Source organism: Salinihabitans flavidus, from assembly GCF_900110425.1.
Lineage (GTDB): Bacteria > Pseudomonadota > Alphaproteobacteria > Rhodobacterales > Rhodobacteraceae > Salinihabitans > Salinihabitans flavidus.
Genome location: NZ_FODS01000046.1, coordinates 1 through 11,943 on the forward strand (window position 1 = coordinate 1; position 11,943 = coordinate 11,943).

The 11,943-nt window shown below is 61.0% G+C and carries 19 protein-coding genes and 1 pseudogene; 16 read left to right on the forward strand and 4 right to left on the reverse strand.

Going from position 1 to position 11,943, the window contains the following annotated elements; all coding sequences use genetic code 11:
* The 5 genes and pseudogenes from BMW66_RS20890 to terL all read left to right on the forward strand — a co-directional run.
* Positions 1-152, forward strand: a pseudogene (locus tag BMW66_RS20890) (IS3 family transposase); the annotation flags it as partial.
* Positions 112-351 (forward strand): HNH endonuclease, encoded by a 240-nt coding sequence (locus BMW66_RS20895; RefSeq protein ID WP_139196289.1) that lies wholly within the window; start codon positions 112-114, stop codon positions 349-351. The pseudogene BMW66_RS20890 and the gene BMW66_RS20895, both read left to right, overlap by 41 nt.
* 628 nt (positions 352-979) lie before the next feature.
* Entirely contained in the window at positions 980-2,584 is a 1,605-nt protein-coding gene (locus BMW66_RS18880) for a site-specific DNA-methyltransferase (protein WP_139196287.1), read from the forward strand.
* Positions 2,584-2,997, forward strand: a complete 414-nt coding sequence (locus tag BMW66_RS18885; protein WP_093120688.1) for a DUF5681 domain-containing protein — start codon at positions 2,584-2,586, stop codon at positions 2,995-2,997. The genes BMW66_RS18880 and BMW66_RS18885 overlap by 1 nt, the downstream gene beginning before the upstream one ends.
* Positions 2,984-4,396, forward strand: coding sequence for a phage terminase large subunit (gene terL, locus BMW66_RS18890; protein WP_093120690.1), 1,413 nt, complete (start codon positions 2,984-2,986; stop codon positions 4,394-4,396). Before BMW66_RS18885 ends, terL begins: the two co-directional genes overlap by 14 nt.
* A 173-nt stretch (positions 4,397-4,569) precedes the next feature.
* Here the strand turns inward: terL and BMW66_RS18895 are convergent, their stop codons facing one another.
* The 3 genes from BMW66_RS18895 to BMW66_RS20690 all read right to left on the reverse strand — a co-directional run bounded on the left by BMW66_RS18895 (position 4,570) and on the right by BMW66_RS20690 (position 5,381).
* Positions 4,570-4,824: an NnrU family protein gene (locus tag BMW66_RS18895; protein WP_093120691.1), complete on the reverse strand. Its 255-nt coding sequence runs from the start codon at positions 4,822-4,824 to the stop codon at positions 4,570-4,572.
* A 75-nt stretch (positions 4,825-4,899) separates the two neighbouring features.
* The gene (locus tag BMW66_RS20685) at positions 4,900-5,070 is read right to left on the reverse strand and encodes a globin family protein (RefSeq protein ID WP_245729561.1); all 171 of its coding nucleotides are present in this window, start codon (positions 5,068-5,070) and stop codon (positions 4,900-4,902) included.
* Between the two features lie 104 nt (positions 5,071-5,174).
* Positions 5,175-5,381 (reverse strand): globin family protein, encoded by a 207-nt coding sequence (locus BMW66_RS20690; protein ID WP_245729562.1) that lies wholly within the window; start codon positions 5,379-5,381, stop codon positions 5,175-5,177.
* 60 nt (positions 5,382-5,441) lie between these two features.
* Between BMW66_RS20690 and BMW66_RS18905 the strand changes: the two genes are divergently transcribed.
* The 11 genes from BMW66_RS18905 to BMW66_RS18950 all read left to right on the forward strand — a co-directional run bounded on the left by BMW66_RS18905 (position 5,442) and on the right by BMW66_RS18950 (position 11,629).
* On the forward strand, positions 5,442-5,855 hold the full coding sequence (locus BMW66_RS18905) for an Rrf2 family transcriptional regulator (RefSeq protein ID WP_093120704.1): 414 nt from the start codon (positions 5,442-5,444) through the stop codon (positions 5,853-5,855).
* Between the two features lie 16 nt (positions 5,856-5,871).
* Entirely contained in the window at positions 5,872-7,512 is a 1,641-nt protein-coding gene (ccoN, locus tag BMW66_RS18910) for a cytochrome-c oxidase, cbb3-type subunit I (protein ID WP_217639345.1), read from the forward strand.
* A gap of 4 nt (positions 7,513-7,516) precedes the next feature.
* On the forward strand, positions 7,517-8,245 hold the full coding sequence (gene ccoO, locus BMW66_RS18915) for a cytochrome-c oxidase, cbb3-type subunit II (protein ID WP_093120693.1): 729 nt from the start codon (positions 7,517-7,519) through the stop codon (positions 8,243-8,245).
* Positions 8,242-8,409, forward strand: coding sequence for a cbb3-type cytochrome oxidase subunit 3 (locus BMW66_RS18920; RefSeq protein ID WP_093120694.1), 168 nt, complete (start codon positions 8,242-8,244; stop codon positions 8,407-8,409). The genes ccoO and BMW66_RS18920 overlap by 4 nt, the downstream gene beginning before the upstream one ends.
* On the forward strand, positions 8,406-9,359 hold the full coding sequence (ccoP, locus tag BMW66_RS18925; protein ID WP_093120696.1) for a cytochrome-c oxidase, cbb3-type subunit III: 954 nt from the start codon (positions 8,406-8,408) through the stop codon (positions 9,357-9,359). The genes BMW66_RS18920 and ccoP overlap by 4 nt, the downstream gene beginning before the upstream one ends.
* A complete protein-coding gene (locus tag BMW66_RS20440) occupies positions 9,356-9,523 on the forward strand; it encodes a hypothetical protein (protein WP_175483326.1) in 168 nt (55 codons plus the stop codon). Before ccoP ends, BMW66_RS20440 begins: the two co-directional genes overlap by 4 nt.
* A 13-nt stretch (positions 9,524-9,536) precedes the next feature.
* On the forward strand, positions 9,537-10,334 hold the full coding sequence (locus BMW66_RS18930) for a DUF2189 domain-containing protein (protein WP_093120697.1): 798 nt from the start codon (positions 9,537-9,539) through the stop codon (positions 10,332-10,334).
* Positions 10,331-10,549 carry a cbb3-type cytochrome oxidase assembly protein CcoS gene (gene ccoS, locus BMW66_RS18935; RefSeq protein WP_093120699.1) on the forward strand — a complete coding sequence of 73 codons (219 nt, stop codon included), beginning with the start codon at positions 10,331-10,333 and terminating at the stop codon, positions 10,547-10,549. The genes BMW66_RS18930 and ccoS overlap by 4 nt, the downstream gene beginning before the upstream one ends.
* Entirely contained in the window at positions 10,497-10,730 is a 234-nt protein-coding gene (locus tag BMW66_RS18940) for a hexameric tyrosine-coordinated heme protein (protein WP_093120700.1), read from the forward strand. Before ccoS ends, BMW66_RS18940 begins: the two co-directional genes overlap by 53 nt.
* Entirely contained in the window at positions 10,727-11,008 is a 282-nt protein-coding gene (locus BMW66_RS18945; RefSeq protein WP_093120702.1) for a DUF6522 family protein, read from the forward strand. The genes BMW66_RS18940 and BMW66_RS18945 overlap by 4 nt, the downstream gene beginning before the upstream one ends.
* 369 nt (positions 11,009-11,377) lie before the next feature.
* The gene (locus BMW66_RS18950; RefSeq protein ID WP_093120703.1) at positions 11,378-11,629 is read left to right on the forward strand and encodes a LysR family transcriptional regulator; all 252 of its coding nucleotides are present in this window, start codon (positions 11,378-11,380) and stop codon (positions 11,627-11,629) included.
* Between the two features lie 56 nt (positions 11,630-11,685).
* Here BMW66_RS18950 and BMW66_RS18955 read toward each other — a convergent pair.
* The coding region (locus BMW66_RS18955) for an integrase core domain-containing protein (protein ID WP_139196158.1) at positions 11,686-11,943 on the reverse strand (258 nt) is incomplete at its 5' end.

The following is an 11,943-nucleotide window of genomic DNA, read 5'->3' on the forward strand; positions in this document are numbered from 1 at the left end:
ATTACAACAGGGAGCGTCCGCACAGCAGCCTGAAGTATCAGACCCCGGAGGAGTTCGCAGCCGCAAGGCCCTTCGACAAAACGCAATGGGCGCAGCCGCTTGAGCTACCTGATGGCTCCGCGCCCGCGCCCATTGCTCGCGCCGCCGAATGATGGCACACAAAAGGAGAACAGGCTCGACTTACGAGTGGCCCTGAAAAAAGGGGCAGGTCAGCGGGATCAGGTCGTTCGGCATCGCTGTCATAACCGGCGCTGTGTGAATCCGGAGCATCTGGAAGAAGGTTCGCGAGCGGATAACGTGCGAGATGAGCGAGAGCGGAGGGCCAACGGTGTTGATCCAGCACTGCTCTAGCTGCTGTGGCTATGCTCCTCAGGTGTTGTTACCTAGACACCCGCCTCACCCATAGGTTGAAACTCTCTGGCGCTCCCTCCACGGGGGGCGTCACCTCAACTGGGGCACTCTTTGGGGGCAGTTCCCCGCCAACGGGTGCTCCGGGTGCTTGCTACTTTGATTCAGAGAGCGATGGCTGTGCACCCAGTCTTGAGCTATCTGGTCTCCGCACTTTTCCCTGCTAACAGGGAAAATAACAGGGAAAACGCGCGCGTGACGACGGCCATGAGGGCTCAGTCAGAAAATTTCTTACATGATTTCATGAGCTTGCTACGCTGTGACCCATTTTCGGCACCCCCTATTACAGGGAAGATCAGGGAAAGTGCGTATACCTGCGTCCCAGCCACCGGCAGCAGCTTTTGCCAGGGTGCTCATCTTTCGGATCGGAGCGATAACCACTCACGCTTCGATCCGGTCGCCAGTCAAGCGGCAGACTTTTGCAGTACAGGGCAGAACGTGCCTGAACGAAGCGACTGAAGCGACTGCGCCGCCACTCCCTTGCCCTTCGAAATCTTTCAATTTCCAAGTCTGAGGTTTGCACCGTCAAGAAATTTGTCAACCTTATCAGCATCTTGGTTGATATTCGTTCGTGGCGGTGGTAATTAATAATCGCGGCGTGCCCTTGGCCGAGGACACTGATGGTACGCCGTATGTGACACTCGATACGTCAAGTATTTCCTGTCTCGGCCCGGTGGACTTGCTGTCGCGCTCCCATGAAAACGCAGTGGAGGCCGAGATGGCAAAGAACGCGGGGCCGTGTGTCCAACTAACCAACTCTAAAGGTCGCAATGACTTTCTTCCAGATTTGCAGATTGAGCAGATCTCCATAGCAAACTTGAAACATGCGAAGCATCCTGTTCGGAGGGTGTCCAACCGACAGATCGCCAAGGTCAAAAGGTCAATCCGCGAAAGCGGATTTTTGGTTCCCATCCTCTTGGGTGCGGACGACGAAATCTTGGACGGTCACACCCGTGTCGAGGCCGCTCGCCGGCTTGGCATGTCATCTGTGCCCTGCGTGCGGATCAGCCATCTAGACTGCCGAGCGCAGCGCGCACTGCGCATCGCTCTGAACAAGACCCAGGAAACAGGCGAATGGGACGAACAGGCGCTTAGTTCTGAATTAGCCTATCAATTAGAGTTCGGCGCAGATCTGACAGTGCTCGGGTTCGAACCGCCTGAGATCGACAGCGTGCTGGAAATTGGTCCGGCGGCCAGAGATGAAGGCGACCCGATCGATGAGATTGGCGCGTTGCCGGAGACGACATCATCTGCAGTGACCCAGCCTGGGGACGTCTGGAGGCTGGGCGATCACATCATCTGGTGCGGCAACGCAAAGGAGATCGAGACAACTCTTCATCTATTTGGTGACAGCTGCGCGAATCTCGTATTCTCAGACCCGCCTTTCAACGTGCGCGTCAACGGGCACATCCGGTCAAAAACCGGCAGCTTCGAGGAATTCGCAGAGGCGTCTGGCAATATGAGTCCTGAGGAGTTCACGGACTTTCTTGCCAGATTTATGGCTGCAGCGAAGGCGGTAACCGAACCAGGCACGCTCGTCTACAGCTTCATGGACTGGCGGCATATGGGCGAGATGTTGGCTGCCATCACTGCCGCAGGACTGGAGCTCATCAACCTCTGCGTCTGGGTCAAACCCAACGGTGGCATGGGGTCTTTCTATCGATCCAGACATGAGTTGGTATTCGTCGCAAGGCACCCTGGGGCCTCGCATATGAACAACGTTGCCCTTGGCTCTCATGGGCGTTACCGGACCAATGTTTGGGAATATGCAGGCGCGACCGGGGGACGGGCGGACGAGGCTGACGATTTTTCGGTGCACCCCACGGTCAAACCTGTCCGGCTTGTTGAAGACGCAATCCTGGACGCGACGGTAGCCGGAGCCACCGTTTTTGATCCATTTCTCGGCAGTGGCACAACGATCTTGGCAGCCGAACGGACGCAGCGCCGTTGTGTCGGCATCGAGATTTCGCCGGCCTATGTCGATGTCGCGATCCGGCGATGGGAGGCATTGACCGGTCTTGAGGCAATCCATGAGGCGAGCGATCAGACCTTCGCGGTGCGTGCCGAGCATTTGACCCGTGACAACCACGCCAAGGTGACAGATGATGGCCCGTCCCAAAATTCCGCTGAGTCGACGCCAACGCCAAATGTGGCTGATGGCTGGGAGGATTTTTGATGTCCGATGACAATGACGACTACGCAATCGGCAAAGGCAAGCCGCCGAAAGCACATCAGTTCAAGCCAGGACAAAGCGGCAATCCGAATGGTCGGCCAAAGGGCAGCAAAAATGTGCATGACGTTCTGTCCAAGATCCTGGGCGAGAAGATCACGATCACAGATGCCGGGAAAAAAATGGTGGTCGACAAGTTCGAAGGCGCGATGCGGGTTCTGGTGAATAAGGCATTTGAGGGGAACCCTCAATCGCTGAAGTTGCTTCTCGACTTGAAAGAACACGCTGGAGGTACTGACCAATCGCCCCCCGAAAACCCGTTTTCTGACGAGGATCACGAAGTGCTTGAGAAGGAGCTGGACTGGCTCGTCGAAGTCCGTTTAGCCGATAGCCCGGAGGCATCCGATGGTCCCGAATGACAAAATTTACCGCCTTATGCTCAGGGAACGGCTTCACACATTTCTCGGGCGGTCTTTCCTTGCACTGAACCCGGGCAAGGAACTTTCCAGCGCTTATTATGTCCGTGGCCTCAGCTATGTTCTTGAACGGGTCGAGCGAGGCGAAGTCCGCCGTCTCATCATCGAACTCCCGCCGCGCCATCTGAAATCCACCATCGCGAGCATGATCTTGCCCGCATGGATTCTGGGTCGCGATCCCTCAAAACGGATTGTTTGCGTCAGCTATAACAACGACCTGGCGCAATCGTTCAGTCATAAGTGCCGCAGCTTGATGCAGGAACCGTTCTACAAAGCGTGTTTCCCGACTATGCAGTTCGACCCAAAGAAGAATGCGGTCACCGAATTCCACACGACGCAGAAGGGCTTTCGGCTGGCGACGTCAATGCAGGGCACGATGACTGGGAAGGGAGGAGACATCGTTATTCTGGATGATCCCATGAAAGCGCAGGATACACATTCTCAAGCGGCGCGTGATGCGGTCTTTGAGATTTACCAGAACACCATCGCCACCCGTTTGGACAACCCCAAGACGGGCAGCATCGTAGTTGTTTGTCAGCGCCTGCATGAAGACGACCTGCTGGGACGTCTCAAGCAGTCGGGGCACTGGGAAGTCCTAAGCCTGCCCGCAATAGCAGTGGAGGAGCATACCTTCGATCTAGGCAACGGTATGGTATGCACGCGCCAGCCCGGCGACCCTCTTGATCCCGACCGCCTCGGGCTGGACGAGTATGACAAGCTCCGATCCGAGATTGGCCACCTGGCATTTGAGGCGGAGTATCAGCAGCGCCCCGTGTTGCCGGGCGGGAATCTTGTCAAACTCGAATGGTTCCGTACTTACGAGAAAGCCCTTCCCAGAGCCAAGTACGAGGCCATCGTACAGAGTTGGGATACCGCAGCCGTTCCTGGAGCTTCGAATGATTACACTGTCTGCACGACGTGGGGCATTATCGGCAACCATGTCGACTTGCTCGACGTCCATCGTCAACAATATCTTTATCCGGAAATCCTCGGCGTTGCACTCGCCCTTCGCAAGAAATGGAAGCCGAACCTGATCATCATCGAAAAAGCCGTAACAGGGCTTTCCTTGAAACCTGACCTTGTGAAAAAAGGCGTCACTGAAGCGCACTGGTTTTCACCTGAAAAGGGTAAGGTGGAACGCATGATTGCTCAATCGGCAAAGATTGAAGCCGGACAAGTCCGGTTGCCAAAGTCCGCGCACTGGCTCGAAGGTTTCAAGGCAGAAGTGGCCGCCTTCCCAAAGGGAAATTACGACGATCAGGTCGATAGCATGTCCCTGTTCTTAAGGGGGCTGCATTTCCGGCATCATACGATCCGCCATTGCAGCCGGTTCAAGGGGTAACCAATACAGGGTTCTCACGTCGGCGAGAACGGCGGTACCAGAGTCGGCCACGGTAGCGGCGGGATGAGCTTGCTGCCCAGCACACCGAACAAGATGACATGTGCCAGATCGCCATTTGGTAACAGGTGCGCGCCGGCCTAGATCGCCAGCACCAGCAGGATCGGGCGTCCCGTTCAACGCACGAGTCCGGGCCGATCCAGGTTGAACGTGTCTTTCCGCGCCAAGTTGAAGGAAATCAGATTGGGAGGTGCGATACTGAACGCGAGGATCAGGCAGATCGCCGACAAGCCCAGATGCGCGGTATAGGTCAGCCCGAAGCGGCGCGGGCTGATCATGTCTACGAGACGAGATTTTGCCGCCAGGTGCACCGGGATTGAATGCGTGAGGAAGAAGGCCGCGAAGACGGCGGCGAATCCGGTCCATCCCATGTCTATGTCTATGTCTCCGGCTTCGGACGCAGCGACGGGCCGTAGGGGCGGCGTAGGTCATTGGGGGTCGTTTCGTCAGCGCAGAGCGGGTGCGGCATCGGGCGCGGCTTGCGTTTCTGCCACTGCGATACTCAGCGAGCGGGCGATGCGTTCGGCGCGCTCAATGACATGCAAGGCACCAGACGGCGTACAGACCTCGTTCGCCGTCTCGCGGAACAGGGTGAGCCTGCGCTGGAAATGGTCCAATCGATCGGCAGCGGCGTTTGCGCCGGTACCGGGCGGCCGTGGTAACGCCCCGTCATCAGCGCGACCGAGGACCAGAACGCAACCATGCCCTCCAGGTGCGACCCTCAGTCCGCGATCCGCGCCGCAAAGGTCGGGCCGAGCACCGCATCGCGGCGGACCTTTTCATAGAACGCACAGAGGAGATCGCGCAGGATCCCCTCGTCAAGTCCCGGTTCCGCCATGATGGCCGCCTTCATCTCCGGACGGGCGGAGGTGATCTGTGCGGATGGCTTGGCAGTGGACATGACATCCTCGTGTTTCAGATGTTGCACTCAAGACAAGAAATGTTAATAGGTAATATAAATACCAATTTGTAGGGGATGTTCGCGGCGATGCGCCTCACCTCCTTCACCGACTACGGCCTGCGCATGCTCCTGCGCATGGCGAGCGCGCCGGATCGCGCGTTCTCGACCGCCTATCTGGCGGACGAGTTCGGGCTGTCGCGCAACCATCTGGCTAAGATCATGCAGCGCCTGTCGCGCGCGGGGCTGGTTGAGACGCGCCGCGGTGGCGGCGGCGGCGCGGCGCTGGCCCGGCCAGCGTCGGACATCCGGCTCGGTGCCGTGGTGCGCCTGCTCGAAGAGGGCCAGCCGCTCGTCGAGTGTCTGAGCGTCGACGGCGGCGCCTGCACGCTCGACAGCCGCTGCCGGCTCAAGGCGCGCCTGCGATCAGCGGAATCGGCCTTTCTTGCCGACCTCGATCATGTGACGCTCACCGATATCGCGCTCGATCCGATACCGTCATGACGAAGGGATTTCTCAGATGGCCGTGACAGCAACCCTGACTTCGACCGAACGGCAGATCGGGATCGCGATTTCCGCAGGGTTGGCCATTCTGGGGCTGGCTATGGCGGCGGTCGCCAAGACCGGGCCAATGGCGCTGCATGGCGGTATGGCGCTGGTCCTGGGCATCGCGCTGGTCTTTTACCTTGGCGGTGCGCTCTACGACCACCCGGAGCCAACGAACCGTCGCCATGCGGAATACTATGATGCGCCGACCCGCTTCGGCATTGTCATGACGCTGATCTGGGCGGTGGCAGGCATGGGCGTGGGCGTCTGGCTGGCGGCGCTGATGTACTGGCCGGAAGCGACACCGGCCGTGCCTTGGACAAGCTACGGGCGGCTGCGCCCGGTGCATACCTCCGGCGTGATCTTCGGCTTTGGTGGCAACGCACTGATCGCCACCTCGTTCTATGTGTTGCAGCGCACGTCACGGACGCGACTGGCGGATGCGGTCAGCCCGTGGTTCGTGCTGATCGGCTTCAACCTGTTCTGCCTCTGGGCCGCGACTGGATACGTGATGGGCCAGACCCAGTCCAAGGAATATGCCGAGCCGGAATGGTATGCCGACCTGTGGCTGGTCCTCGTCTGGGTCACCTATTTCGTGGTCTATATCCGCACGCTCGCGCGCCGGGCCGAGCCGCATATCTACGTGGCCAACTGGTATTACATGGCCTTCATTCTGGTGGTGGCGATGTTGCATATCGTCAACAATCTGGCCCTGCCGGTCACCTGGGGGGCGGGCGAAAGCTTCACGATTTGGTCGGGCGTGCAGGACGCGATGATCCAATGGTGGTACGGCCACAACGCGGTTGCGTTCTTCCTGACCGCCGGGTTCCTTGGCATGCTCTACTACTTCCTGCCGGTGCGCGCGCAGCGCCCCATCTGGTCCTACCGGCTGTCGATCCTGAGCTTCTGGGGGATCGTGTTCTTCTACATGTGGGCGGGGTCGCACCACCTGCACTACACCGCGCTGCCCTATTGGGTACAGACGCTGGGCATGACGTTTTCGGTGATGCTGCTGGTGCCAAGCTGGGCCTCCGCCGGCAACGCCATCGCCACGTTGAACGGCGCGTGGGACAAGGTGCGCGACGACGCGACGCTGCGCTTCATGTTCGTGGCTGCCGTGTTCTACGGCTTGTCGACTTTCGAGGGATCGTTCCTCGCCATCCGCCCGATCAACTCGCTGTCGCACTTCACCGACTGGACGGTCGGGCACGTCCATTCCGGCACGCTCGGCTGGGTGGCGATGATCGTCTTCGGCGCGATCTACAGCTTGGTTCCCAAGCTCTGGGGGCGTGACGACATGGCCTGGCCCAAGGCGGTCGAGTGGCATTTCTGGCTCGCGATCGCGGGGACGCTGATCTACGTCGTCTCTCTCTGGAACGCTGGCATCACCCAGGGGCTGATGTGGCGCGCCTATGACGAGGGCGGCGCGCTCTCCTATAGCTTCATCGAGTCAGTCGAGGCGATGCTGCCCTATTATGCAGCCCGCACGCTGGGCGGCGGGCTGTTCCTGGCCGGCGCGTTTCTCTGCACGGTCAACTGCCGGGCGACGATGCGCGCGGCGGGCGACCGAGTGGACGAGGCCGACCGCCCCCTTGCCACCCAACCGGCGGAGTGAGCCCATGCTGAAGCTGCATTACAACCTCGAAAAACTCTCCATGGGGCTGGTGGGCGCGATCGTCGTTGTGGCCTCGATCGGCGGCATCGTCGAGATCGCGCCACTCTTCACCATCGAGCAGACGGTTGAGATCCCCGACGACATGCGCCCGCACACGCCGCTGGAGATGGCGGGCCGCGAGATCTATATCCGCGAGGGTTGCTATGCCTGCCACAGCCAGATGGTGCGCAGCCTCGCCGACGAGCTGGACCGCTACGGTCCCTATTCGCTGGCCGCTGAAAGCGCCTACGATCACCCCATGCTCTGGGGCTCGAAACGCACAGGGCCCGACCTCGCGCGCTTGGGCGAGAAATATTCCGACGACTGGCACGTCGCCCACCTGATCGATCCGCGCAGCGTCATCCCGGTGTCGATCATGCCGGCCTATCCCTGGTTGACCCGCGATCTCGACACCGGCCTGATCGCGGACAACCTTACCGCTCTCGCCCGCCTCGGCGTGCCCTATGACGACGCCATGATCGAGAACGCCCTGGCGGACGCGCGCGGCCAGAGCCGGCCCGACACCGACGGCGCAGACGGTGTGCGGGACCGCTACGGCGAGGACATCGCGGTGCGCGCCTTCGACGGCGATCCGTCGCGCCTGACCGAGATGGACGCGCTGGTGGCCTATCTGCAATCGCTCGGCACGCTGACCGACGCCGCCCACGAGATGCTCGCGGAGGACACGCAATGAGCCACGAAACGCTGGTGCTGATCGCCAAGGTCTTCGGCCCGATTTGGATGGGTGGGTTCCTGCTGATCGTGCTGATCCGCGCCTACAATCCGCGTCGTAAGCCCGAGCAGGAGCGGATCGCCCGCTCGATCCTGCCCGACGATGCCAGCGAGGAGCGCGCATGAGCACCGATCCCAAGACGCTACCCGGCGCCGATCCGCATACCGGCAACCGCGAGATCGACCCCGTCACGGGCTACGATACCACCGGCCATGACTGGGGCGGCATCAAGGAACTGAACACGCCCTTCCCGAAGGTCGCGCTGGTCGCGCTGGTGCTGACCGTGATCTATTCCGTCATCGCTTGGATCCTGCTACCGGCTTGGCCGCTGGGGCGCGAGTATACGCGCGGGATTCTGGGACTCGACCAGCAGGAGATGGCCGAGAGGCGTCTGCGTGATCTGGTCGCCCTGCGCGAGGACTGGCTTGGCCGGTTCGAGAACCCCGACTTCACCGCGCTGTCCGAGGATGCCGATCTCATGGCCATCGCCATGCCGGCGGCCGACCGGCTGTATCAGGACAACTGCTCCGCCTGCCACGGCCGGGCGGGCAGCGGCGGGCCGGGCTATCCGGTCCTGCACGATACTTACTGGCTCTGGGGCGGAGCGCCCGAGGACATCGCCATGACCCTGCAAGTGGGGATCAACGCCGCGCATCCCGACACCCGCTGGGCACAGATGCCGGCCTTCGACTGGATGGAAGACGACGAACTGTCGAAGTTGTCGGATTACGTGGCAGCGATGCCTTCGGGCGAGGCGGATCCGGACAGCGAGGCGTCAACCCTCTTCGCAGAAAACTGTGTCGCCTGCCACAGCGAAGGCGGCGCTGGCGGGCTGATGAACGGCGCGCCCTCGCTGGTCGACGATGCGGTGATCTACGGGCAGGACACGGAGTCGGTCATGGCCACGCTGAGAAACGGTCGGCAGGGTGTGATGCCCTACTGGTCCGAGCGGGTGAGCGATGCCGAGATCAATGCACTCTCGCTCTACGTCTCGCGCCTGCCGGACGATGGCGCTGCGGACGGCGCGGAAACCGTGCAGGCGTCCGATGAGTCCCCTGCAGAGGCCACGCAATGACGGCACGGACGCAGAAACGCCTTGCCATCGTCGGTGTGCTCGCGCTTGTCGCGCTGCTGTTCGCCTACAAGGCCGCCATGGTCTCGGCAGCGTTCACTTCGCAGACCGCCTGCGTGGCCGTTGACGACAGCGCGGCCGCGACACCGGCGCGGCGCGCCTGCTGAAAGGTCCTGGATCATGCTCGAGCCCCTTCCTACCCTCCGCCCGCCGCAGCGCCCGACCTCGACGCTCGCCCGCGATTTGCCATCGCGCGCGGCGCTAGACTGGCTCGCCGCCGGTTGGGCCGATTTCCGTGCCGCGCCCGCGCAGAGCCTGGTCTATGGCGGCTTTCTCGTCGCGTTGTCCTATGCCGTGCTGTGGGCGCTTGCGGCGTTGAGGCTGCTCTATCTCGCGCTGCCAGCGATCTCGGGTTTCCTGATCGTCGGGCCGTTCCTGGCCATCGGGCTTTACACACTGTCCCGCCGCCGCGCAGAGGACAAGCCGACCACGCTGCACCAGATGCTGCTGGTGCGCCCGGCCGCCGGATCGCAGCTGGCCTATGCGGGTCTGCTGCTGGGACTGCTGGTGCTGTTCTGGCTGCGCGCGGCCGACCTCCTCTATGCGCTGTTCTTCGGCTTCGCGCCGTTGCCCGGGGCGGGCGACGCGCTGTCTAACGTCTTTGTCACGCCGCGCGGCTGGGGGCTGCTGCTCGTGGGCTCGGCCATCGGCGGGCTGTTCGCCGCCTTTGGCTTTGCACTCAGCCTGTTCGCGGTGCCGATGCTGCTGGTCGAACGGCGCGACGCGCTGACTGCGCTCGGGCTCAGCTTTGCCATGACCAACCACAACCTGCGCCCCTGCCTCGCGTGGGGCGGCATCGTCGCCGCCGGCATGGCGTTGAGCGCCGCGACCGGGCTGCTCGGGCTGTCCGTCGTCTTTCCGGTCCTTGGCTACAGCACCTGGCACGCCTGGCGCGCGATTGGCGCCGAGGTTTCATGACATCCCTGTTGATCCTCATCCCAGTCTCGCTCGGCATGGGGCTGATCGGCCTGGCCGCCTTCTTCTGGGCGATGCGCACCGACCAGTTCGACGACCCCGAAGGCAACGCGCGGCGTGTGCTCACAGCCGAGGATCACCCACCCGAAACGGAAGGCAAGCACCATGACCCAATGGCTCCCCACCCTGAAGACCGCAACACCGCAAGAGGGCTATGAACTGGCGGTAAAGATGGCCCGCGTCGCGATCAAGATGACCCAGCCAGACGCTGAAGTGCGCGACAAGCTGCGCCCGGTCTACGCCGAGAATGCCGACGCGCTGATCGCGTCCAGTCAGGTCGTGGCGACGCATTTCGCGACGGTCGCTGCGGCAAACGACTATTGGAGGGATGCGACATGACGGCTGTAGAACGAAGAGCGGAAGACTTTGTCATCGACGCGGCTCTGCTGGCGGATGCGTTCGGTCTGTCGCAAGAGGAGATAAAGGCGCGGATGCGCGCGGGGACCATCACCTCGCGCTGCGAAGCCGGGGTGGACGAGGATGCCGGGCGCTGGCGTCTGACCTTTCACCACGACAACCGCGCGTGCCGGTTTATCGTCGACGAGGGCGGCAACATCCTGAAACGGGCGACATTTCCGATCAGCGTGCAGTCGAATGTCGCAGTATCACCGCGATAAACCAAACGGAACAGGATGACGAAGCGTTAATTGACTAAAATAGTTAGATTATACGCCAAGAAGGCATCAACAGGCGTTTCCGATGAAATTATCTACTCTCATCCAGACCACCGCGCTTGTCGCAATCGCCGCGCCAGCGGTCGCAGGCGTCAACATTTATTCTGCGCGGCCCCGTCGGCGAGGTGGGCGGCCACACGGCGCGATCAGATGCAACGTCCCGATTGTGATGCATTATCCCGATGGCGTCATCAGCCCGTCATCGTGAAAGAGCCGAAATCCACCTTCCGGTGATCCAAGGTTGAGGCGCAGCGCAGTTATGACACCACCTTTTAGTGACCTCTGGTCCGAAAGGGCCAAGTTGCACTTGATATGAATGAATGTCATGGTAAGATCCTATCCGTGCGAACCGACCTGACTTCACTCGACTGGAACCTACTCCGGACATTCTATGTGATTGTCGAGGCAAAGAACCTGACTCGGGCCGCCGCGCAACTGCAGATAAGCCAGCCCTCCGTCAGCGCTGCCCTGCAGCGGCTCGAGAAATCTCTCGGCTGCCGATTGGTCGTCCGGGCCAGCCGACGGTTCGAGCTAACCCGGTATGGTGTGTCCGTCGTCATATAAAATGGGACATCAGAGCGGCTTGAACATTGGAGGCTCTGGTTCGGTTGTGTGATTGATTATGCTGCTTGTTTTTGATGTTGCAAGCGGCGCTGTCGGATCGTCAGGTTCTTGATCTTCTCCCTTTCTCTCAGAATGGCCTTGTCCCGACCAAAGTAGACGTCAGCGGGTGTGACGTTTTTCAGGCTCTCGTGGTAGCGCTGGTTATTGTAGTAGTCGACGAAGTCCCCGATCTGTCGCTCGAGATGACCGGGCAGGTAGTAATTCTCCAGCAGAACACGATTCTTCATGGTCTGATGCCATCGCTCTATTTTGCC

What these genes read in the sequence shown, in the direction of transcription:
- BMW66_RS18920 (WP_093120694.1), top strand. Translation starts at nt 8,242, where the DNA reads ATGAGCCACGAAACGCTGGTGCTGATCGCCAAGGTCTTCGGCCCGATT.
- ccoP (WP_093120696.1), top strand. Translation starts at nt 8,406, where the DNA reads ATGAGCACCGATCCCAAGACGCTACCCGGCGCCGATCCGCATACCGGC.
- ccoN (WP_217639345.1), top strand. Translation starts at nt 5,872, where the DNA reads ATGGCCGTGACAGCAACCCTGACTTCGACCGAACGGCAGATCGGGATC.
- BMW66_RS18905 (WP_093120704.1), top strand. Translation starts at nt 5,442, where the DNA reads ATGCGCCTCACCTCCTTCACCGACTACGGCCTGCGCATGCTCCTGCGC.
- BMW66_RS20440 (WP_175483326.1), top strand. Translation starts at nt 9,356, where the DNA reads ATGACGGCACGGACGCAGAAACGCCTTGCCATCGTCGGTGTGCTCGCG.
- ccoO (WP_093120693.1), top strand. Translation starts at nt 7,517, where the DNA reads ATGCTGAAGCTGCATTACAACCTCGAAAAACTCTCCATGGGGCTGGTG.
- BMW66_RS20895 (WP_139196289.1), top strand. Translation starts at nt 112, where the DNA reads ATGGCTCCGCGCCCGCGCCCATTGCTCGCGCCGCCGAATGATGGCACA.
- BMW66_RS18885 (WP_093120688.1), top strand. Translation starts at nt 2,584, where the DNA reads ATGTCCGATGACAATGACGACTACGCAATCGGCAAAGGCAAGCCGCCG.
- BMW66_RS18945 (WP_093120702.1), top strand. Translation starts at nt 10,727, where the DNA reads ATGACGGCTGTAGAACGAAGAGCGGAAGACTTTGTCATCGACGCGGCT.
- ccoS (WP_093120699.1), top strand. Translation starts at nt 10,331, where the DNA reads ATGACATCCCTGTTGATCCTCATCCCAGTCTCGCTCGGCATGGGGCTG.
- terL (WP_093120690.1), top strand. Translation starts at nt 2,984, where the DNA reads ATGGTCCCGAATGACAAAATTTACCGCCTTATGCTCAGGGAACGGCTT.
- BMW66_RS18930 (WP_093120697.1), top strand. Translation starts at nt 9,537, where the DNA reads ATGCTCGAGCCCCTTCCTACCCTCCGCCCGCCGCAGCGCCCGACCTCG.
- BMW66_RS18950 (WP_093120703.1), top strand. Translation starts at nt 11,378, where the DNA reads ATGAATGAATGTCATGGTAAGATCCTATCCGTGCGAACCGACCTGACT.
- BMW66_RS18940 (WP_093120700.1), top strand. Translation starts at nt 10,497, where the DNA reads ATGACCCAATGGCTCCCCACCCTGAAGACCGCAACACCGCAAGAGGGC.
- BMW66_RS18895 (WP_093120691.1), bottom strand. Translation starts at nt 4,824, where the DNA reads ATGGGATGGACCGGATTCGCCGCCGTCTTCGCGGCCTTCTTCCTCACG.